At 35.5% G+C, this 22,275-nt stretch carries 17 protein-coding genes; 13 read left to right on the plus strand and 4 right to left on the minus strand.

The genetic code is table 11. From position 1 onward, the window contains the following. Positions 1 to 71: 71 nt before the first annotated feature. Entirely contained in the window at positions 72 to 503 is a 432-nt protein-coding gene (locus A8L32_RS11030) for a hypothetical protein (protein ID WP_066630555.1), read from the plus strand. Between the two features lie 240 nt (positions 504 to 743). After that, positions 744 to 2,573, plus strand: a complete 1,830-nt coding sequence (locus A8L32_RS11035) for a YfiR/HmsC family protein (RefSeq protein WP_158027230.1) — start codon at positions 744 to 746, stop codon at positions 2,571 to 2,573. Positions 2,574 to 2,590: 17 nt separating this feature from the next. Here A8L32_RS11035 and A8L32_RS11040 read toward each other — a convergent pair whose 3' ends face one another. Next, a complete protein-coding gene (locus A8L32_RS11040) occupies positions 2,591 to 4,759 on the minus strand; it encodes a TonB-dependent receptor plug domain-containing protein (RefSeq protein WP_066630564.1) in 2,169 nt (722 codons plus the stop codon). A gap of 244 nt (positions 4,760 to 5,003) precedes the next feature. Between A8L32_RS11040 and pnp the strand changes: the two genes are divergently transcribed. The 6 genes from pnp to cysE all read left to right on the plus strand — a co-directional run bounded on the left by pnp (position 5,004) and on the right by cysE (position 13,514). After that, on the plus strand, positions 5,004 to 7,142 hold the full coding sequence (pnp, locus tag A8L32_RS11045) for a polyribonucleotide nucleotidyltransferase (protein ID WP_066630569.1): 2,139 nt from the start codon (positions 5,004 to 5,006) through the stop codon (positions 7,140 to 7,142). A gap of 76 nt (positions 7,143 to 7,218) precedes the next feature. Continuing rightward, positions 7,219 to 7,713, plus strand: a complete 495-nt coding sequence (locus tag A8L32_RS11050) for an anion permease (RefSeq protein WP_066630571.1) — start codon at positions 7,219 to 7,221, stop codon at positions 7,711 to 7,713. 141 nt (positions 7,714 to 7,854) lie between these two features. Further along, entirely contained in the window at positions 7,855 to 9,993 is a 2,139-nt protein-coding gene (locus A8L32_RS11055; protein ID WP_143525077.1) for a prolyl oligopeptidase family serine peptidase, read from the plus strand. A 9-nt stretch (positions 9,994 to 10,002) separates the two neighbouring features. Beyond that, positions 10,003 to 10,653 (plus strand): deoxynucleoside kinase, encoded by a 651-nt coding sequence (locus tag A8L32_RS11060; protein WP_066630573.1) that lies wholly within the window; start codon positions 10,003 to 10,005, stop codon positions 10,651 to 10,653. A 217-nt stretch (positions 10,654 to 10,870) separates the two neighbouring features. After that, a complete protein-coding gene (locus A8L32_RS11065) occupies positions 10,871 to 12,592 on the plus strand; it encodes a hypothetical protein (RefSeq protein WP_066630575.1) in 1,722 nt (573 codons plus the stop codon). 121 nt (positions 12,593 to 12,713) lie between these two features. Then, a complete protein-coding gene (gene cysE / locus A8L32_RS11070; protein ID WP_066630577.1) occupies positions 12,714 to 13,514 on the plus strand; it encodes a serine O-acetyltransferase in 801 nt (266 codons plus the stop codon). A gap of 86 nt (positions 13,515 to 13,600) precedes the next feature. Here cysE and A8L32_RS11075 read toward each other — a convergent pair whose 3' ends face one another. Continuing rightward, a complete protein-coding gene (locus A8L32_RS11075) occupies positions 13,601 to 13,885 on the minus strand; it encodes a DUF427 domain-containing protein (protein ID WP_066630579.1) in 285 nt (94 codons plus the stop codon). A 111-nt stretch (positions 13,886 to 13,996) separates the two neighbouring features. Beyond that, complete coding sequence (locus A8L32_RS11080; RefSeq protein ID WP_066630580.1) at positions 13,997 to 14,533, minus strand: RNA methyltransferase; 537 nt, start codon at positions 14,531 to 14,533, stop codon at positions 13,997 to 13,999. Between the two features lie 114 nt (positions 14,534 to 14,647). Here A8L32_RS11080 and sucC point away from each other — a divergent pair, with 114 nt between their 5' ends. Further along, positions 14,648 to 15,838 carry an ADP-forming succinate--CoA ligase subunit beta gene (gene sucC, locus A8L32_RS11085; protein WP_066630581.1) on the plus strand — a complete coding sequence of 397 codons (1,191 nt, stop codon included), beginning with the start codon at positions 14,648 to 14,650 and terminating at the stop codon, positions 15,836 to 15,838. A 62-nt stretch (positions 15,839 to 15,900) separates the two neighbouring features. Here the strand turns inward: sucC and A8L32_RS11090 are convergent, their stop codons facing one another. Further along, positions 15,901 to 16,869, minus strand: coding sequence for a GDP-mannose 4,6-dehydratase (locus tag A8L32_RS11090; protein ID WP_066630582.1), 969 nt, complete (start codon positions 16,867 to 16,869; stop codon positions 15,901 to 15,903). A gap of 234 nt (positions 16,870 to 17,103) precedes the next feature. Between A8L32_RS11090 and lepA the strand changes: the two genes are divergently transcribed. The 4 genes from lepA to A8L32_RS11110 all read left to right on the plus strand — a co-directional run bounded on the left by lepA (position 17,104) and on the right by A8L32_RS11110 (position 22,226). Then, on the plus strand, positions 17,104 to 18,891 hold the full coding sequence (gene lepA / locus A8L32_RS11095) for a translation elongation factor 4 (protein WP_066630583.1): 1,788 nt from the start codon (positions 17,104 to 17,106) through the stop codon (positions 18,889 to 18,891). A 211-nt stretch (positions 18,892 to 19,102) separates the two neighbouring features. Next, positions 19,103 to 19,963 (plus strand): YitT family protein, encoded by an 861-nt coding sequence (locus A8L32_RS11100; protein ID WP_066630585.1) that lies wholly within the window; start codon positions 19,103 to 19,105, stop codon positions 19,961 to 19,963. A 19-nt stretch (positions 19,964 to 19,982) separates the two neighbouring features. Then, complete coding sequence (locus A8L32_RS11105) at positions 19,983 to 20,843, plus strand: YitT family protein (protein WP_066630587.1); 861 nt, start codon at positions 19,983 to 19,985, stop codon at positions 20,841 to 20,843. A gap of 105 nt (positions 20,844 to 20,948) precedes the next feature. Then, positions 20,949 to 22,226 (plus strand): M23 family metallopeptidase, encoded by a 1,278-nt coding sequence (locus A8L32_RS11110; protein ID WP_066630589.1) that lies wholly within the window; start codon positions 20,949 to 20,951, stop codon positions 22,224 to 22,226. Positions 22,227 to 22,275 lie beyond the last annotated feature (49 nt).

Below are 22,275 nucleotides of genomic sequence, written 5' to 3' on the forward strand. Positions count from 1 at the left end.
CAATATTGTTATAAAATAACATCTCAGGTAGTGGATGTCTACAATTATTAATTCTTTAACTAAATAGTAAAATGAGAAAAGTATTGATTATCCTAATTTTAAATTTATTACTAGGGAGTGTTGCTATAGCCCAAACATTAACTTCGGAAGAAATAAAAGGTCGTTGGTCTGTGGTAAGAGTTCTTGAATTTATTGAAGAGTCAGGTGATTCGGAACAAGGAAATGCATTTGAAGATATGCGAGCCGCTTTTTTAGAAGCCGAATATGTTTTTGGTGATAACAACCAGTTTGCATTGATTATGGATTATAAACAGTTTGCTATTGAAAATGGCTATTGGGTTTATGATGAGTTGGAAAAAAAGGTGTCGATAAGAGAATGGAAGAAAAATAAGCAAAAGCCTGGTAAGAGTATCATGAAAATAAAACTAGAGAAGGCGGGTGATAAAATAATTTTAATCATGGATACAACGGGCATTGTTTTTCAGATAGAAAAGAAGGCGTAGACTGTGTTTTTAAATTTTGGCTCGAATGAATTATAATGAGAAGTAATCCTGTTGCTAAAAATGTAAAATACGAGCCATAATATTATTATATTTATAATGTAATCTCGAACAATAAATGAATCGATATGTTTGTAGTATCCAAGCTCGAACATTGGCAATAAGTAAAGTACAACAATGGAAACCCGTTTTAAGCATAAAACATATTTATACAGCGTAATGCCTTTTTTTAAAAAGGTATGTATGGTGTTACTGATGTGTTTTTTATCGGGTAAGGCTTTTTCTCAGGTTAATTCCGATGAACTAAAGGGAGCTATTGTTTTACACTTGTGCGAAAATATAGAATGGCCTAAGTATGATGAAAATGAATTTAAAATTGGTTTTCTAACTGATGATAGAGCCGTGTTTAAAGTACTAAAATCCATTGAGTCAACTATTAAAATTCATGGTAAAAAGGTTAAGCTAATAGAGGCTGACTCTTTTGATAGGTTATTAAATTGCCATGCAGTTTATTTTAATAAGTACGAGCTGAGTAATATTAATCAGGTTTTTGATAAAGCTCGCTTAAACAATATTCTTTTAATTACCGATGATTTTGAGGATGCATTAAAAGTACATGTAAATTTAATGCAAGAAGGAGCTCGCATGGCTTTTGATATAAATATGGCAAATCTTACTTTAGCCAAATTAGAGGTAATGCCAAATATCTTATTAAATGGAGGTAGTGTTGTTGATATTAAAACAGCTTTTGAGGAGTTTGATGATAAATTAGAGGATGGTAGAGCAAAGTTAAGGGCTTCGGAAAATGAATTAAAGAGAAAAGAAAAGCTCCTGGAAGAGAAAAATTTGATGATTGCTCAAAAGGAAGTGGTAATGAAGCAGCATCGATTACAAATAGATTCGCTATCGGAAGAATCTAAAAAGCAAGCTGATTTATCTCAGCAGCAAAAGGAAGCTTTACAGGATAAAGAGAAGCAAATTGATGCGAAAAACCTAAGACTAGAAGCTATATACCAAGATATAGAAGAAAAACAGGATGATTTAGATCAACTGAAAAATAGTATTGCGACCTTAAGTAGTGAAGCTAATTTGTTAAAAGGTCAGGTAGATCAAAAGAATCAGGTATTAGTAGAAAAAGAGGAGTACATAAAAAGTCAGCGTAGATTATTATGGCTTTTTATTAGTATGCTAAGTGGCATTGCACTAACGGCTTTTGCGGTATTTAGATTATTCTATATAAAAAGAAAACTCAGTATTAAGCTTCAAAACGCCAATAATGAATTAAAGGATGCCATTGAAGAGTTAAATACCAAAAATGAGATTATCAATAGGCAGAATATTGAGTTAAGTGAAGCGCTGGATCACTTGAAGGGAACACAGGATCAGCTTTTACAAGCGGAGAAAATGGCTTCGTTGGGTATATTAACAGATGGTATAGCACATGAAATAAATAATCCACTTAATTTTATTTTGGGAGGATTCCTTATTTTAAAGGAATATTTTAAAAATGCTGATGTGTCGGATGATAGTGAAATTAAGGTAGCCATAAAGAGTATTGATCAAGGGGTAAGCAGAGCGACAAGCATAGTTAGAGGATTGAATGCCTTAAGTAGTTCAAAAGACGATTTTAACGAATCTTGTTCTATTCATGAGATCATTGATAATTGTCTTATTGTAATCAATAATAATTTAAAAGGGAATATAACCATTGTAAAAAGCTATCAGGAAGGTTTACCTGAGATTAAAGGTAACTCTTCTAAGTTACATCAAGCTTTTCTTAATGTATTGTCTAATGCGGCACAAGCACTCAGTGAAAATGGTGAAATAGAAATTTCTACACAGTATATTAAGGATAGAATTACCGTTGTGGTGAGTGATGATGGATGTGGAATTAGTGAAGAGAATTTAGCTAAGGTTGCGGATCCATTTTTCAGTACAAAAGCTCCTGGAGAAGGTACGGGCTTAGGTTTGTCGATTACGTACAATATTATTCAGGAGCACGGAGGTAAACTTAATATAGAATCCAAACAAGGTAGTTATACCGCTGTTACCATAAATATACCAGTAGATTAGTTTATAGGGATGTAATCCTACTTACCTAATGCACCTCCTGTACTATAAACCAGACTTATTGAAAATGCAGGAGGTTGAATAACATGGTTGCCAGCATCTCTGAATACGGTCCATATCCATCGTTTATTCCAATTTTCGTTAAACATACCCGCTACGTTGTGTATGTCAGCCAATATTTTCAGTTTATCGGTTACTTTATAATGAGCTCCTAGGTTAAGATAAACCGATTCTTGAAAAGGTTTATTGTCATCCAAGGTGTAGTGCTCAGGTGAATTACCAGGATCATAAGTGTCATCTATAACAGTAAGTGCAAAATTATAGCCGCCAGGTGATCCCCATAAAATATTAAGAGAACCTGTTAGTGTGAGCTTTTCGTTGGGAGAGTAAAAACTGGAGATTTTTGTGTTATGATTATGCCAATAAGTAAAGTCATTACCTATGCCGTTGTCTGCAGTGGAGTAGTGGTATAACCTTCCGGCACCTTCGTATTTTTCAAAACTCAGTAGCTTAGTATAAGAATGGCCTGCGCGCATGCGTAATTTTCCTGTTTTGTAATTTGCTTCTAAGGCATACCCCCAGCTATTTATATGACCAGCATAGGTTCTGTAGTCAGTTTCGTTATTAAAACCAACAGGTTTCCAGTCATGATAAAAAACGTTGGCGTTAAAATTTAACTTCTCGTTGTGGTGATGTCCTGCACTAATTTCGTAAGATATTAGCTCTTCAACAGCACTCTTTCCTTCATGACCTCTTCTTGAATCTATGCGTAATTCGGTTCCTGATGTTAGTCTTAAACTTTTTGCAAAAATGAATTTAATGATGTTTTTCTCGTTAGGCGAATATAGTAGACTTGCTCGTGGAGAAAAAAGGTAATTGGTGTAAGTATGTTTGTCAACTCTACCACCAATAACAAACTTAACTTTATCGGATGGTTTCCAATCTATTTCGCCTGTAGCAGCATAGGCTACTGTATTCCAAGGTGCACCAATGATAGAATCCAAAGTAGGAGTCCATTCTACTTGGGTGATACCATCATAAGGCAAGCCTAAGCGATCATATCTTAATTCAACACCAACAATTGCGGTTAGAGATTCGTTAAAATTCCACTGGCTAAATACTTGCGCATTGTATTCTTGTTCTGATGATCGCCATAGAGAACCTGTTGTTCCATCTGGAGAAATGTAATTACAGTTCATCCAAAAGTTATCAAACCCTGCTACAAATTTTAATTGGTGAATATCGCTTGTGTTTAATTTGTATGTAGCATTTAAATTGGCATGCCCGTATTTAGTTTTTTCAATTTCGTATAAACCATTGTTGTGTCTTTCGCCCCCATCCATATATCTAGCCCATATTTCAAAGTTTTTGTTGGTGTACTGTAAATGAGTTTTTATACGTGGCGCTCCTTCTTCGGCTTGCATCCGATAGTATTTGCCTCTGTCAATCAGGTTTTCACCCACTTTATATTCACCCAAAGGGTCATCACGTCCAAGGTATAATGGTGCTTGTTCGCGCTTAGCGCCTTGGCTGGATGATATATTAAAGTAGCCAAATAATCCGTGATCCTTACTGAAAGAGTGTGCTGCGGCGATTTCTCCAGATTGGTAATTTTCTATTCCACCAATTCTAACGGCAGTTTTTAGACCATCGAAACTTGTATGGTTAAAAGTAACAATGTTGATAACCATGCCTAATGCTCCTGGGCCATGGGTAGCTGAACCAGGCCCATGAGAAACTTCTATATATTTGATGTCTGATAAACCAGGTAAATCCAGTTCTGAGCATATTCCGTTCCTTGTTCGTTGTAAAACATTACGACCGTTAACAAGAAGTAATTGCTTGTCGTTTGACATAATACCCCGTGAACCCATCTGCCACGGTATACCTAATTGATTCAGAAACTGAAAATTTGAAACGAAGATCTCAAGTACATCAGTTAACCGGCGTGCTCCAGAGTTTTCAATATCAATACTGGTTATAATGGTTACTTTAGATGGTGCTTCTTTAACCGAGCTGGAAGTTAAGGATGAAGACTGAACCATTTCTAGGTTTAATAATTCATCCAAACTCATATTTACCATGTCAGAAAGCGAAACGTTTTGAGATGAATTTTCAACATTTTCTTGAGTAAGTGCCAAATGCACGGGTAAAAAGAATACATATATTACAAGTAAATATTTTTTCATAACCGAGTAGATTAGTTCCTTCTTCTACAAGTTAATCTTTCAAGGTGAATGAAGCAAAAAAAAATGTATTCTTGTTCGATTGAGGATAAGGAGTAAATATTTTTTGCAGTAGGTAGAGAAATGTAAGTAAAGTAGGATTTAAAATTAACGGTTATATGTTAACTGAAAAATAAATCAGCTTATCTCATTATTATATAATCATATTACATATATTTGGGGGCATATAAAGAGAAAAGAAAAAAATATGATTACAGCAATTGAAAAAACGATTGATCTGGGTGATGGAAGGTCCATTACCATTGAAACTGGAAAATTAGCTAAACAAGCTGATGGTTCAGTAGTTGTTAAGATGAACAACACTTATTTATTAGCAACTGTAGTGTCTGCAAAAGATGCAGCCCCAGGTGTTGATTTCATGCCTTTATCTGTAGAATACAGAGAAAAGTTCTCGGCTATTGGTCGTTTTCCAGGTGGATTTATGAAAAGGGAGGCTCGTCCTTCTGATAATGAGATATTAGTATGTCGTTTGGTGGATAGAGCATTGCGTCCTTTGTTTCCAGATGATTACCATGCAGAAACATTTGTAACTATCAGCTTAGTGTCTGGGGATGCGGAGGATTTACCGGATGCATTAGCAGGTTTAGCTGCTTCGGCTGCTTTGGCTGTTTCAGATGTTCCTTTTAACGGACCTATTTCTGAAGTACGTGTTGCGCGTGTTGAAGGTGAGTTAATTGTAAACCCAACAAGATCTCAGTTGGCTGAAGCTGATATGGAAGTTGTTGTAGGTGCTACAATGGACAATATTTTAATGGTTGAAGGTGAAATGGAAGAAGTTTCAGAGCAAGAAATGCTTGAAGCTATGAAAGTTGCACACGAAGCGATTAAGATTCAGTGTCAGGCTCAGATTGAGTTGATGGAAGAAGTTGGCAAAACTGAAAAACGTGAGTACTGTCACGAAGTAAATGATGCTGAGTTATTCGATCACATTAAAGCAGCTACCTACGATAAAGTATACGAAGTTGCAAAAGCGGGTCTTCCAAAGCATGAGCGTGCAGAGAAATTTGCTGCCATTAAAGAAGAGTATGTTGCAGCTAACTATAATTCAGAAGATGAAACGGTAGAAATTCCTAAGGAATTAATCGGCAAATATTATCATGATGTAGAAAAAGAAGCGGTTCGTCGTTGTGTTCTTGATGAGAGAGTACGTTTAGATGGTCGTAAAACAGATGAGATTCGTCCTATCTGGAGTGAAGTAGATTATCTTCCGGGTCCTCACGGATCATCGATCTTTACACGTGGTGAAACTCAATCTTTATCTACAGTTACTTTAGGTACTAAGTTAGATGAAAAATTAGTGGATGATGTTTTAAACAGAACCGTAGAGCGTTTCTTATTACATTATAATTTCCCTCCATTTTCAACTGGTGACGCACGTATGTCAAGAGGTACAAGTCGTCGTGAAATTGGTCACGGTAACTTAGCTTTTAGAGCACTTAAAAATATGTTACCAAAGGATTATCCATATACAGTGCGTATCATGTCTGATATTTTGGAGTCAAACGGTTCGTCTTCTATGGCAACTGTTTGTGCTGGAACATTAGCATTGATGGATGCTGGGGTGCCTATCAAAAAGCCAGTAACAGGTATTGCAATGGGTTTAATCACTGATGAGGATAAGAACTTTGCTGTTCTTTCTGATATTTTAGGAGATGAGGATCACCTAGGAGATATGGACTTTAAAGTAACTGGAACCAGAGATGGTATTACAGCTACGCAAATGGATATTAAAGTAGACGGATTACCATACGAGGTATTAGAGAAAGCTTTAATGCAAGCGCGTGAAGGTCGTTTACATATTATGGATAAAATTGAGGAAACAATGGATGCGCCACGTGCAGACCTTAAGCCTCATGCTCCACGTATGGAAACTATCATCATACCTAAAGATATGATTGGTGCTGTTATCGGACCTGGTGGAAAAATTATTCAAGAAATTCAAGCTACTACTGAATCTACAATTACTATCGAAGAAGATGGTGATACTGGTAAGGTGAGTATTTCTGCTACCAATGCTGACTCCATCAATGCTGCTTTAGCTAAGGTTAAAGGTATTGTTGCAGTTCCTGAGGTTGGTGAAGTTTATACAGGTAAAGTGAAATCAATTGTTCCTTTTGGAGCTTTCGTTGAAATCATTCCTGGAAAAGAAGGTTTACTTCATATCTCAGAAATTGAGTGGAAAAGACTTGAGAAGGTTGAAGATGTGCTAAAAGAAGGTGAAGAAGTTGAAGTGAAGTTGATTGAAGTAGATCAACGTTCAGGAAAACTGAAGTTATCACGCAAGGTTTTATTACCTCGCCCAGAGCGCAAGCCTAAAAAAGACTAATAATTAGTTCTATATATAATCAAAAGAAGGCCGTAAGGCCTTTTTTTGTTGGTAGTAATGTGTTAATAAATTAAGAATGGTATTTATTTTACTATCCTACGATGATTGGATGGAAGAACTGGATGAAAAAGCCAGTAAGATATCAAGAATTCAAGCCGTAATTTCGAATTTTGAGGTGTTGCCCAGATTGGGTAAATTACTATCCGAAAAAGCTGAGGATTGTCCAGAGTGCAAATTGTATTGGGCAAAACTGCAAGAGTCAACAGAGCATTTAGACCAGTTTTTTGATGATGGTAACGAGTTTTCTAAGGATTTTGATAACTTGGTAGAAGAGATTCTAAAACATTTAAAGTCTCATCATGGAATCAGACCTCGTGGATATATGGTGGCTGTATATTGTGTAGTTGGAATGACCATTGGAGCTGGGCTAGGCAGTTTAATCAGTTTAGCTGTATCTGCAGAAACGTTGAAGGGCGGACTAATTTTAGGCTGGCTAATAGGAGTATTGGCTGGATGGTTTGCTGGAAAGATGAAAGAAGAGAAGATGAGAAAATTAAACCAAATATTTTAATTCTTGTTTAAAATTTAATTAAAATAACAATAGAGCAAGGGGAGGTTGTTGTGCTTGAAGAAACTCTATTGTAAAAATAGTGGCAGAATTAACTTAAGAGGTGTCGTTTTTGTACGATGCATCTTATTAAAATAGATAAATATGACCTCCAATTTAATCAACAAAATCACTTGCCTAGCCATAGGCATTGCTCTAATGAGCTGTAACAACACTCCAAAAATGGAAAAATTGAATTATCCCGTCACAAAAAAGGTCGATACGGTTGACAATTACTTCAATACTGAAGTAGCTGATCCATATCGTTGGCTAGAGGATGATATGTCGCAAGAAACCAAAGAATGGGTCATTGCGCAAAATGAAGTTACTCAAAGTTTGCTTTCTAAAATCCCCTATAGAAAAGCCATTGAGGATAGATTAACTCAAATTTGGGATTATACCAAAATGGGTGCTCCTGTTAATAGGTCGGGATTAATTGTATATGGTAAAAATGATGGCTTGCAAAATCAAGCTGTTTATTATTATAAAACCAGTGAAGAAGGAGAGGAGAAGGTATTGATTGATCCCAATAAGTTATCTGAAGATGGTACGGTGGCTTTAAGTAGTTTTAGTATTTCTAAGGATGGGAAGTATTTAGGTTATACTATTTCGCGGAGTGGTTCGGACTGGCGCGAGATTTTTGTAAAAGAAATTGCTTCGGATAAAGTGCTTGATGATCATATTGAATGGGTTAAGTTCTCCGGTATTTCATGGTATAAAGATGGATTTTTCTTTTCTCGATTTGATGAGCCTAAAGAGGGCGATGAGCTGAAAGGCGTTAACAAAAATCCAAAATTGTGTTATCATAAGTTGGGAGATGATGTAGCTGATGCTGAAGTTGTTTATGAGGATCCAGCTAATCCAGAGCGCTTAATTAACGCTGGCGTTACGGATGACGAAGCTTATCTGGTAATTCACTTAACTGAATCAACCAGCGGAAATGCACTTTACTTGAAGTCGTTGAATGAGAAAGAAGCTGAAATTGTTAAGGTAATTGAAGATTTTGAGTATGATTACTCTATTATCGATCATGCCAATGGTGAGTTTATGGTTAAAACTAATTATAATGCACCAAAGGAAAGAATTGCAAAATTCAGTATAGATACATATAAAAAGGAAAATTGGGAAGATGTTATACCAGAAGGCAAAGATGTATTGAGTACCGTTTCTGTAAAGTCAGATAAATTGATTGTACAATATATGACAGATGCTCATGATGTGGTGAAGGTTTTTGATTTAAATGGAAAGCACTTATATAATGTGGATTTACCTTCTATTGGCTCTGTTGGTGGATTTGGAGGGGAAAAAGAAGATGAAGTAACGTACTTCTCGTTCAACTCATTTGTATATCCATCGGCTATATATAAATACAATATTGCAAAAAACACAACTGAGCTTTATTGGAAACCAGAAATAGATATTGATTTTGATCAATATGAAACCAAGCAAGTTTTTTTTACAAGCAAGGATGGAACAAAAGTTCCGATGTTTATCGTTCATAAAAAAGGAATTTCTCTTGATGGTAATAATCCTACCATGTTATACGGTTATGGTGGTTTCAATATTAGTTTAACACCAACCTTCTCTTTAAGTAGAATGGTTTTATTGGAGAACGATGGTATTTATGCCATGGTAAATCTTCGTGGCGGTGGTGAGTATGGTAAAGAGTGGCACGAGGCTGGTACAAAGCTGCAAAAACAAAATGTATTTGATGATTGTATTGCAGCAGCAGAATACTTAATAGATAATAAATATACTTCGCCAGAAAAATTAGCTGTTCATGGAGGTTCTAATGGTGGATTGTTGGTAGGTGCTGTTTCCAATCAACGTCCTGATTTATTTAAAGTGGCTATTCCTGCGGTAGGAGTAATGGATATGTTACGTTACCATAAATTTACGATTGGTCGCTTTTGGGCTGCAGATTATGGAACATCGGAAGATGATAAAGAAATGTTTGATTATCTATATGGTTATTCGCCGATTCATAATGTAAAAGAAAACCTTGACTATCCTGCAGTTATGGTGATGACTGCCGATCATGATGACCGAGTAGTGCCAGCGCATTCCTTTAAGTACATAGCAGAGCTTCAGGATAAGTATAATGGAAATAACCCTGTTATTATCAGAATTGAAAGTAAAGCAGGCCACGGAGCAGGGAAGCCGACGAGCAAACAAATAGAATCTGCGGCTGACATTTATTCATTCATGTTTTATAATATGAATGAAAGTATATCTTATAATTAGTAAAGTTGAATGAGCAAGAATAAAGGGGCGGAAAATCGTTTTATTGTTATTGAAGGTAACATTGGCGCGGGTAAAACTACCTTGTCAAAAAAGGTCTCGCAGGATCTAAATGCACGACTTGTACTGGAAACTTTTGAGGATAATCCGTTTTTACCAAAATTTTATAAGGATCAAGAACGATATGCATTTCCTTTGGAATTGTCCTTTTTAGCAGCTAGATACAGACAGCTAAAGGAAGATCTAGAACAAGGAGATTTATTTAATAGTCTAATAATTGCTGATTATTACTTGATGAAGTCCTTTATTTTTGCTAAAATTACCTTATCGGACGATGAATTTAGATTATATAGGGAATTCTTCGATATGATTAGAACAGTTTCTGTTAAGCCAGATGTCATGTTTTATATTCATAGAGATGAAGATCGATTATTGAGTAATATTGTACAGCGAGGACGTTCGTACGAAATGGGTCTGGATAAAAACTATTTGTCGTCGGTTACTAGAGGCTACTTTGACTACTTTAAAGAAGTAAGAGATTTTCCTGTTGTGGTGATAGACGCAACACAGGTAGATTTTAAAACAGAATCACATTACAAAAAGTTTGTGAATCTATTGGATAATTCCTATAAAAATGGAGTAACCAATATTAAAATTATATAGGGAATTTATTAAGTAAAAGAAGTAGTTGTAATATTTTTCTATTATTGCTCCTTTAAAACGTAAATAATCTGATTAAATTCTGCGGGAATTGCTATTATTTTCATAGAATATCTATATTTGCAATAAATGAAAGCAAGTCTTTTATTTTTTTAAAACATTATTAAATTTGTAAAAACTTATCGAAAGTTAATTGAAAACACATAATTAGGTTAATATTATGAAACAATCAAGAATCAACGTTTTTGCTTCGATAGCTTTAGCAGCCTTACTAGCTAGCTGTGCAGGCTTGAACAAAATGAAAAGTAAAGCAACAGACGTAACTTACACGGTTACTCCAGAAGTATTAGAAGCTCATGCTGGAAAAGTGGATGTTACTGTTAAGGTGAAAGTACCTGAAAGTTACATGGATAAAAAAGCTACTGTTGAGCTAACTCCTGTATTAAAGTATGAAGGTGGCGAAACCGCATTTCCTTCTAAAACTGTTCAAGGGGAAAGTGTTGACGGAAACAACCAAGTAATTTCTTACACGAATGGTGGTCAGTATACTTATACTGGTTCTGTACCTTACAATCAAAACATGAAAGTGTCTGATTTAGTTGTGCGTATTAAAGCAACTAAAGGTGGCGAGAGTCTTGATTTTGAAGATGTAAAAATTGCAGAAGGTGTAATTGCTACAGCTGATCTTGTAAAAGATAAAGGTGCTATGGTAGCTATTGGAAAAGATAATTTCCAAAGAGTTATTGCAGAGAGCAAAGACGCTGAAATCTATTTCTTAATCCAACAAGCTGCTTTACGTGGTACTGAATTGAGAAAAGAAGAAATTAAAGCGCTTAAAGATTATATCTTAGAAGCAGAAGCTGCTGAAAACAAAAACTTCAAAGGAGTTGATGTATCGGCTTATGCATCTCCAGATGGTCCTACTGATTTAAATACAACTTTATCAGAAAAAAGACAAAAATCTACTAAGTCTTATTTAGCTAAAGAATTAAAAAGAGCTAAAGTTGACGGTTCTGCAGAAGATTTCTTTAGCTTAAAAAATACTCCTGAAGATTGGGAAGGATTTAAAGCTTTAATGGAAGCTTCAGAAGTTCAAGATAAAGAGTTAATCTTAAGAGTTCTTTCTATGTACTCAGATCCTGAAGTACGTGAAAAAGAAATCAAGAACATGTCAGAGACTTATAAAGTAATCGCTGACGATATTTTACCTCAGTTACGTCGTTCTAAAGTTGCTGTTAATGTTGAGGTTATCGGTAAGTCTGACGAAGAAATTGCTGAGTTAGCTTCTTCTAACCCAACTGAGTTAAATATCGAAGAAATTCTTTATGCTGCTACTTTAACGGAAGATTTAGATGCTAAATTAGATATCTACAAAAAAGCTGCTGCTCAAACTCCTAAGTGTTGGAGAGCTCAAAACAACATCGCAATGGTCTTAGTTCAACAAGATAAATTAGATGATGCTAAAGTTGCTTTAGAAAAAGCTAACGAGTTAAGCGCTAACAATGCAATTGTAAATAACAACTTAGGTGTTGTTGCTTTACGTCAAGGTGATTTAGCAAAAGCTGAAGAGTACTTCGGTGCTGCTGCTGGTGTTGGTGCAGAGTTAGATAATAACTTAGGTATTGTTTCTATCCACAAAGGAGATTATGATGCTGCTATGCGTTATTTCGGAAATAGCACAACTTGTAATGCTGCATTAGCTAAAATTTTAGCTGGTAAGTATGACGCTGCTCTTTCTACATTAAACGCTAACACTAAAGAAGCTGGTTTCAAATATTACTTAAAAGCTATTGTTGGTGCTCGCACTGCTGATAACGATATGGTATTTGATAGCTTACGTAAAGCTGTTGAGCTTGAAGGTTCTTTAAAAGAAGATGCTGCTAAAGATAAAGAGTTTGGTAAATTCTTAGAAGATGCTAGCTTCAAAGCTATTATTCAGTAATTAAGATTACGATATATATAAGAGGCCGATCTGTTAAGATCGGCCTTTTTTAGTATATTATGATTTGAGAATGATGAATTCAGGTTTGTAAATTTAATAGGGTTACTATTTTATATCTAAGATGGAAAATAGAAATAACATAGAAAGTTCGTGGCAACGATTAATTAATGAGGCGGAGGCATTTGCTAAGGAAGAGCAAATTTTAGGTAGTTTTCTTTATGAAACAATTTTGTCTCATTCTTCTCTTCAGGAGGCGCTTAGTTTTCATTTAGCCAATAAATTGTCTTCAAATACCTTGAGAGGTATGAAGGTTAGAGAGATTGCTCAAGAGTGTTATGCATCCAATCCTGATATTGTTTTGGCCTGTGTGTGCGACTTAAATGCTATTTTAGAAAGAGATGCTGCGGTTGACTCATTGATTGTTCCTTTTCTATATTTTAAGGGTTTTCATGCCATTCAAGCATATCGTATTTCGCATTGGTTATGGCAAAAGGATCGTAAGGTTTTAGCGCTACATTTTCAAGGCATCATATCCGAATTATTTGGTTTAGATATTCATCCTGCAGCTAAAATTGGTTGTGGACTCATGGTGGATCATGGTACGTCTGTTGTAATTGGCGAAACTGCGGTTGTTGATGATGATGTATCTATGTTGCATGAAGTGACTTTAGGAGGTACAGGAAAAAGCCATGGAGACCGTCACCCAAAAGTTAGGAAGGGCGTATTAATTGGAGCAGGGGCCAAGATTTTAGGCAATATTGAAATTGGCGAAGGTGCAAAAGTAGGTGCAGGAAGTGTAGTTTTAAACGACGTTCCACCGCATAGTACCGTGGTAGGAGTGCCTGCAAAAGTAGTTGGAGACCCAAGTTGTCAATTTCCTTCTCGAGAAATGAACCACATGCTTCCTGAGTACGAGATATAGCAGGTTGGAGGATGTATATTCATAGTTTTAGATGGAGCTGCAATTCCTATACGAATACCAATTTAATTTAGCTCCATCTTATATTCTTAATCATCAATAATTTCAACTCCTTTCCAAAAAGCGATACGATTTGTAATGCTTTCAGCTAGTTTATTTGGTGTTTGGTATAACCACGCTGCATCTTTATTTTCCGAACCTTCCATTTGAAGATGATAATATGATGCCGTTCCTTTCCATGGGCAAACAGACTTGGTATCGCTAGATTTAAAATACTCAGTATTTATTGATTCAATAGGGAAGTATGCATTTCCTTCAATATTTACAATGTCTGTACTTTCTGCAATTACTTTGTTATTCCAAATAGCCTTCATGATAGGATGTTTTTAGTTTTGATGAATAGTCGATGGAAGTTTAAATTCCTGACTTCAAATTCAAAAATCATGTTTTAATCACTAAGCAGCGGTTTCTAACAAGAAAGAGGTTTACTGTAATCCTCTAATGTGTTTGGTTGCCTCCCAAAGTACAATACCTGCACTAACACTAATGTTTAAAGAGTGTTTGGTGCCAAATTGTGGAATCTCAATACAGCCATCTGAGGCATCTACTACACTTTGCTGTACCCCTTTTACTTCATTGCCAAATATAAGGGCTACTTTTTCTCCTAGTTGTGGTTTAAAACTAATTAGTGAAGTACTGCCTTCTGCCTGTTCTACACAATACACTTTATAGTCATTTTTCTTGAGGTGCTCAATAGCGCTTAAAGTATCTTCGTAATATTCCCAAGACATGGAGTCCTCTGCACCTAAGGCCGTTTTATGAATGTCGTTATGTGGTGGGGTTGGAGTAATTCCACATAAAAATATTTCCTCTAAACAAAGTGCATCTGAAGTTCTGAAAACCGAACCCACATTATTTAAACTTCTAATATTATCTAAAACAGCAATTATTGGTGTTTTTTCTGTTTGTTTGAACTCTTCTACGCTTAATCTGTTTAGTTCTTTGTTTCGCAGTTTTCTCATTTAATATAAATTGTTTCAGCTGCAAAAATAATCATTTTGAGCTTTTTATTTCTAATTTCAAAATTGTACATTACAATAATAATTAAGTTATGTAACCTTTAAAAGAAATCTTCCATGAATATACACGAGTACCAAGGTCAGGAAATCCTGAAAAAGTATGGCGTTAGAGTATCCGAAGGAATAGTCGCGGATAATCCGGATGCAGCTGTAGATGCAGCTAAAAGATTAACTCAACAAACTGGAACGGATATTTGGGTGGTTAAAGCTCAGATACATGCTGGAGGAAGAGGAAAAGGAGGAGGAGTTAAAGTAGCTAAATCGTTAGATGAAGTAAAAGAATTGGCCAAGCAGATTATAGGAATGCAGTTGGTAACTCATCAGACTGGACCGGAAGGAAAGCTAGTTAATAAAGTTTTAATTGCACAGAATGTGTTTTATCCTGGAGATTCAGAGCCAGAAGAGTACTATATGAGTGTGCTTTTAAATAGAGATACAGGTAGAAATATTATCATGTATTCTACTGAGGGAGGAATGGATATCGAAAAGGTAGCTGAAGAAACACCTCACCTAATTTATAAGGAAGAAATCGACCCTGCTACTGGAGTGTTACCTTTTCAAGCGCGAAGAATTGCATTTAACTTAGGTTTATCTGGCAAAGCATTTAAAGAAATGAGCAAATTTGTTCCAGGTCTTTATAACGCTTATGTAGGTTCTGATGCCTCATTGATGGAGATTAATCCAGTGTTAAAAACATCGGATGATTTAATCATGGCTATCGATGCTAAGATTGATATTGATGATAACGCCTTATATAGACATAGCGATATTGCAGAAATGCGTGACCTAAGTGAAGAAGATCCATCGGAAATAGAAGCTTCAAAGCACAATTTGAACTTTGTTAAGTTAGATGGCAATGTTGGGTGTATGGTTAATGGAGCAGGATTAGCTATGGCTACTATGGATATCATCAAGTTATCGGGAGGTGATCCGGCAAACTTTTTAGATGTAGGTGGTGGTGCAAATGCCCAAACGGTGGAAGCTGGTCTGAAAATTATTCTATCGGATCCTAATGTAAATGCTATTCTGATTAATATTTTCGGAGGTATTGTTCGTTGCGACCGTGTAGCTAATGGAGTAGTAGAGGCTTATAAAAAGATTGGTGAAATTAATGTGCCAATTATTGTGCGTTTACAAGGAACAAATGCCGAAGGAGGTAAAAAGATTATTGATGAATCAGGATTAAAAGTATTCTCCGCAATTACTTTAAAGGAGGCTTCTGATTTAGTTCAAGAATTAGTTGGGTAAAAAATATAAATCTCAGTTAGCAGTATGCGTATAGTTCAGCATACTGCTAACTGAGTCTGATTTTATAACATTTCTTTCTTTTTCAAATACCACTGGTTAAATGCCTTAATGCCATCTTTAAAAGAAGTTTTAGGTTGATAACCTAACATCTTTTCGGCTTTAGAGATATCTGCAAATGTAATATTTACATCACCAGGTTGCATTGGCAGTTGCTCAATTTTCAACTCTTTCCCGGTTACCTCCGCAATGGTTTCTATCATCTCTTTTAGTTTAACCGGAGTGTTATTTCCGAGATTCATATTCTCAAAAATGCCATCGTTCTGTTGCAAATATTCAATCGATTTAATTATACCCGAAACTATATCGTGCACAAAGGTATAATCGCGAGCAGTTGAACCATCTCCAAACATTGGAATAGCTTTTCCTTCATATAATAAGCGAGTAAATTTATTGATGGCCAAATCTGGTCGTTGACGAGGGCCAAAAACCGTAAAAAATCTTACATTAATAAAATCGAGTTCGTATAAATGATGATACGTATGATTCATTAATTCGCAGGATTTTTTAGAAAAAGCGTAAGGCGATATAGGCATGGAAACATCCAAGTTTTCACTCCATGGTGTCTCTGTTATATTACCGTATACAGACGAAGAGCTGGCAAAAACCATTTTCTTTGATCCTGTATCTTTCATTAAATCCACTAAATTTCTTGTAGCACTAATATTATAGTCAATATAACTTTGAGGATTTTCAATAGAAGGACGAACACCTGCCTTAGCTGCAAGGTGAACAATACAATCGAATTTTTCCGATAGCTTTTCTTTTACATCCTTTTCATTGCATAAATTTAATTCGTGAAATGTGAAGTTAGGATGATTAGAGAAATTACTAAGGTTATCTTCTTTTAGTTCTCTTTTGTAGAATTCATCGAAACAATCTACTCCAACAACAACATGGTTATTTTTTAATAACGTTTCTGAAAGGTGCGATCCGATAAAACCTGCGCTACCTGTAACTAGTATCTTACTCATGAAGGCTCGTATTTTTTGCTAAATATACATATATCTATAACGGTACCACATATGTTTTACATGAAACAATGGATAATTTAAGTAGAAGGCCTTACATTTTATTTTAGTGTCGAATATTGTACTATTTGTGTTAATTTAAGAAACAAAAGAAATCAAATTACAATGATTTAGGTATCTTTGCAAATTCAAATAAGAGGGGCTTGCCCAATTGATGAAGTTAGAATTATAGAATAAATGAAAAATATAAGGAATTTTTGCATTATTGCCCATATCGATCATGGTAAGAGTACGCTTGCAGATAGACTGTTAGAGTATACTTCAACCGTTTCAGAAAGAGATGCTCAGGCACAGGTGTTGGATGATATGGATATTGAAAGAGAGCGTGGTATTACCATAAAAAGCCATGCTATTCAAATGGACTATGAATTAAATGGTGAGCAATATGTTCTTAATTTAATTGATACCCCAGGGCACGTTGACTTTTCTTATGAAGTTTCCAGATCAATTGCTGCCTGTGAAGGGGCACTTTTAATCGTGGATTCTACACAAGGAATTCAGGCGCAAACAATTTCTAACCTTTATCAAGCTATTGAGCACGATCTACATATTATTCCAGTGATGAATAAAATGGATTTGCCCAATGCGATGCCTGAGGAAGTAGAGGATCAGATTATTGATTTGATTGGTTGTGATAGAGACGAAATTGTAAGAGCGAGTGGTAAAACAGGCGAAGGTGTTGATGATATTCTAGAAGCTATTGTTGATAAAGTTCCAGCTCCAGTAGGTGATAATAAAGCGCCTTTACAATGTTTGATTTTTGATTCAGTATTTAATTCGTTTAGAGGAATTATAGCATATTTCAAGGTTGTAAATGGAGAAATCCACAAAGGGGATCTTGTGAAATTTATGGCTACGGGTAAGGAATATTACGCCGATGAAATTGGTGTACTTCGCTTAGATATGGAGCCGAGGAAGGTTTTAAGAACTGGTGACGTAGGCTATATTATCTCAGGTATTAAAACCAGTAAAGAGGTAAAAGTAGGAGACACCATTACCCAGGTTAAGGGTGGTTGTGATGCGCGAATTGAAGGTTTTGAGGAAGTGAAACCAATGGTTTTTGCTGGCGTCTATCCTATCGATAGTGATGATTATGAGGATTTACGTGCTTCCATGGAGAAGCTGCAATTGAATGATGCCTCATTAACTTTTGAGCCAGAATCGTCGGCGGCGTTAGGTTTCGGATTTAGATGTGGTTTCTTGGGAATGCTTCATATGGAAATTATTCAGGAGCGCTTAGACCGTGAGTTTGATATGAATGTGATTACTACCGTACCAAACGTTCCATATATTGTTCATACTAAAAAAGGAGAAGAGCTAGAGGTTCATAACCCTTCTGGTTTGCCAGAGCCAACTGTGGTTGACCGGATTGATGAACCTTATATTCATGCACAAATAATTACTAAATCTGAATTTATAGGACAGGTAATGACATTGTGTTTAAATAAAAGAGGTGAGCTTCAAAAGCAGCATTACTTAACTTCGGATAGAGTAGAGTTAAATTATACTATGCCTTTAGCAGAGATTGTTTTTGACTTCTATGATAAACTTAAGAGTATCTCAAAGGGATATGCTTCTTTTGATTATTATTCTACCGGATTTAAACAAGCGAAATTAATTAAATTAGATATCCTACTGAATGGAGAAAGTGTGGATGCTTTATCTACCTTAATTCACTTTGATAATGCTTATACTTTAGGTAGAAGAATGTGCGAAAAGCTGCAGGAATTAATTCCTCGTCAGCAATTTGATATTGCTATTCAGGCAGCTATTGGAGCAAAAATTATTGCCAGAGAAACAGTTAAAGCAGTGCGTAAAGATGTTACTGCTAAATGTTATGGTGGTGATATCAGTCGTAAGCGTAAACTACTTGAGAAACAGAAGAAAGGTAAGAAACGTATGAAGCAAGTAGGAAATGTAGAAGTTCCTCAAAAAGCTTTCTTGGCGGTTCTTAAACTCGATTAAGAAAATAAACTAATTATATATTTAAGGCTAACTCGTTTCCATATGAGTTAGCCTTTCTTTTTTACATTACCCTGAGAAAAATCATAATAGAATATAGCTAAAACATGACAATCGTTTTGGTTTTATCTCATCACCTTTGCTTTACTTTGCCGAAAATTTAACTGATTTAAAACTAGGGTTGTAAGACCTGATTGTAGTCATCTATAAAGTAATGGAAAGAAAAAAGTTAATACGAGAAATTAAGTCCTATTTAATGCTGACATTTTCTCTGTGCGTAGCATCTTTGGGTTGGACCGCTTTTATTATCCCTGCTGGCATTGTAGGAGGTGGTATTACTGGCTTGGCTAGTACCTGTCATTTTTTATGGGGATGGGATGTTGGTTTGGTTTCTATGAGCGTTAATGTGCTTTTGGTTGTGTTGGCCATCAAGATGTTGGGGTTCTCATTTGGCATAAAAAGTATCTATTGTATTGCTCTTTTTGGTGTTTTACTATCGGTATTAACGCGCTACTTTCATGAGCCGCTGACCGATGATACCTTTATGGCTACTCTAATTGGTTCGTCGTTAGCAGGAACAGGAGGGGGACTGATTTTTGTTTATGGTGGTAGTACAGGTGGTACTGATATTATTGCTATGATTATAAATAAGTATAAGAATATCAGTCTTGGAAAGATTATTCTACTTTGCGATGTGTTTATTATCTTTTCGGGATATATTGTTTTTCAAGATATTGAGAAGGTAATGTATGGTTTTATTACCATGGCTATTTTTGGATATGCCATTGATATGGTGATGAGTGGTAATAAATCTACAGTGCAGCTGTTTATTATTAGTAATAAGTACAAAGAAATATCGGATAAAATAATTAATACGGCGGAAAAAGGTGTTACTATTTTAGATGGTGTTGGTGGGTATTCTGGTGAAGAGAAAAAGGTGTTGATGGTTATCTCTAAAAAACGAACTTCATCTGTTCTATTCAGGATAATTAAAGATATCGATCCCCAGGCCTTTGTTACCATGGGTAGTGTTTCTGGTGTATACGGTCAAGGTTTTGACCAAATAAAGGCGTAATTAATATAAAAAGAACTGAATGAATTCAAGCAAGGTACTCAGCGAAATAAAATCATATGCTATATTAACCATAGCTGTAGGTATATCCAGCTTAGGGTGGGCTGGGTTTTTAATACCATCAGATATTATTGGAGGAGGAGTAACTGGTCTGTCGAGTACCTTTTATTTTTTATGGGGATGGGATATTGGTGTTACATCCTTAGCCATTAATGCCGTTCTAATTTTAATGGCTATACGCATTTTAGGATTATCCTATGGTGTAAAAACGGTTTATTGCATTGTTATCTTCTCCCTGTTGTTATCTATTTTAACGAAGCATTTTACCGAACCTTTGGTAAGCGATATTTTTATGGCTACACTTATTGGAGCTGCTTTAGGCGGTGCTGGTACAGGCTTATTATTTATTAATGGAGGTAGTACTGGAGGAACGGAGATTATAGCCATGGTTGTTAATAAATACAAGAATATCAGTCTGGGTAGATTACTTCTTGGCTTTGATATTGTTATTATTTCAACCAGTTATATCGTTTTTCAGGATATAGAAAAAATCATGTACGGTCTTATCTCTATGGCTATATTTAGCTATTGTATAGATATGGTTATAACCGGAAATAAGCAGTCTGTTCAAATATTTGTTATTAGTGATAAATATGAAGAGCTTGCTGAGAAAATATTAACGGTGGCTGATAAAGGGGTTACCATTATTGATAGCGTGGGCGGTTATACTAAAGAAAGTAGAAAAATACTGATGATTATATCTAAGAAACGCACTTCCTCCACACTTTTTAAACTAATTAAGGATATAGACTCTGAAGCTTTTGTTACCATGGGCAATGTGTCTAATGTTTTTGGTAAAGGTTTTGATAAGATAAAAGCATAATTTCTTCGCTAAAAACTCAGCTTTGATGCAATTTAGGCTTGATTTCTTCGTATGATATAATAACTTGCGAATTCTAATAATAAACACAACAACTCAACTCGTATCATGCTTAAGTTATTAAAAAACGGACTGACCTCTTTTGTATTAATATCAATTATTGCCATCTCTTTTTCGGCTTGTAACTCAAAGAAAAAAAAGGATGCTGAACAAGTAATGGCAGATTCTTTAGTAGTGAAGGAAGTACCCGAGCCAATTGAATTAAAATTTGGACTTCCTGTAGACTCTTTTAATATTGAAAATAGTCGTGTAAAACGAAATGAGTTTTTAGCATCTATATTATTAAGATACGACATTCCTTACAAGCAAATAGATTTATTGGCCAACAAGAGCAAAGATACTTTTGATGTTAGAAAAATAAAGGTAGGTAATCCATATACTGTTTTTATGGATAAGGATACCTTGCGCAATGCACGCTATTTTGTGTATGAAATTGATAAAGTGAATTATGTAGTATATGATTTAAGCGATTCTATTACTGTTACTACCGGACAAAAGCCCGTAAGAAAGGTACAGAAAACAGCAACAGGGGTAATCACCTCTTCTTTATGGAATGCCATGACGGAAAATAATGCGAGCCCTGTTTTATCTCTTGAACTATCTGATATTTATGCCTGGACTGTAGACTTTTTTGGTATAGAAAATGGCGACTTTTTTAAGGTGATGTATACCGAAGATTATGTAGATTCTGTCTCGGTGGGAATAAGCTCTATAGAGGCCGCGTTGTTTCATCATAGAGGAGATGATTATTACGCATTTAACTTTCAGGAGGACAGCGCTACGTATAATTACTTTGATGAAAAGGGAAAGAGTCTTAGAAAGGCCTTTTTAAAAGCCCCGCTTAAATTCTCACGTATCAGCAGCCGCTTTTCCAATAGTAGATATCATCCCGTTTTAAAGATACGCAGGCCACATCATGGAATAGATTACGCAGCACCCAAAGGAACTCACGTGTTCTCTATTGGTGATGGTAGGGTAATTGCCAAAGCATATCAAGCCAAAGGAGGAGGTAATTACTTAAAGATTAAACACAATAGTGTATATACTACGGTTTATATGCATTTAAATGGTTTTGCCAAAGGTATTAGTAAAGGAGATAAAGTAAAGCAAGGTCAGTTAATTGCCTATGTTGGCTCTACTGGTTTATCAACAGGGCCTCACCTAGATTTTAGGGTATTTAAAAATGGCAAACCCATTGACCCACTTAAAGTAAAGGCACCACCCGTTGAACCGGTTAAAAAAGAAGATGCAAAACGATTTAAAGAGTTTTATAAACCGCTTAAAAAGGATCTCGACGATTTACCTTTACCAGTAACAAAGCATTAATTAAAAAGCCATTTTGAATATAATTCAGGATGGCTTTTTTGTTGATTGA

This window comes from Labilibacter marinus, assembly GCF_001659685.2.
Taxonomy (GTDB): Bacteria; Bacteroidota; Bacteroidia; order Bacteroidales; family Marinilabiliaceae; genus Saccharicrinis; species Saccharicrinis marinus.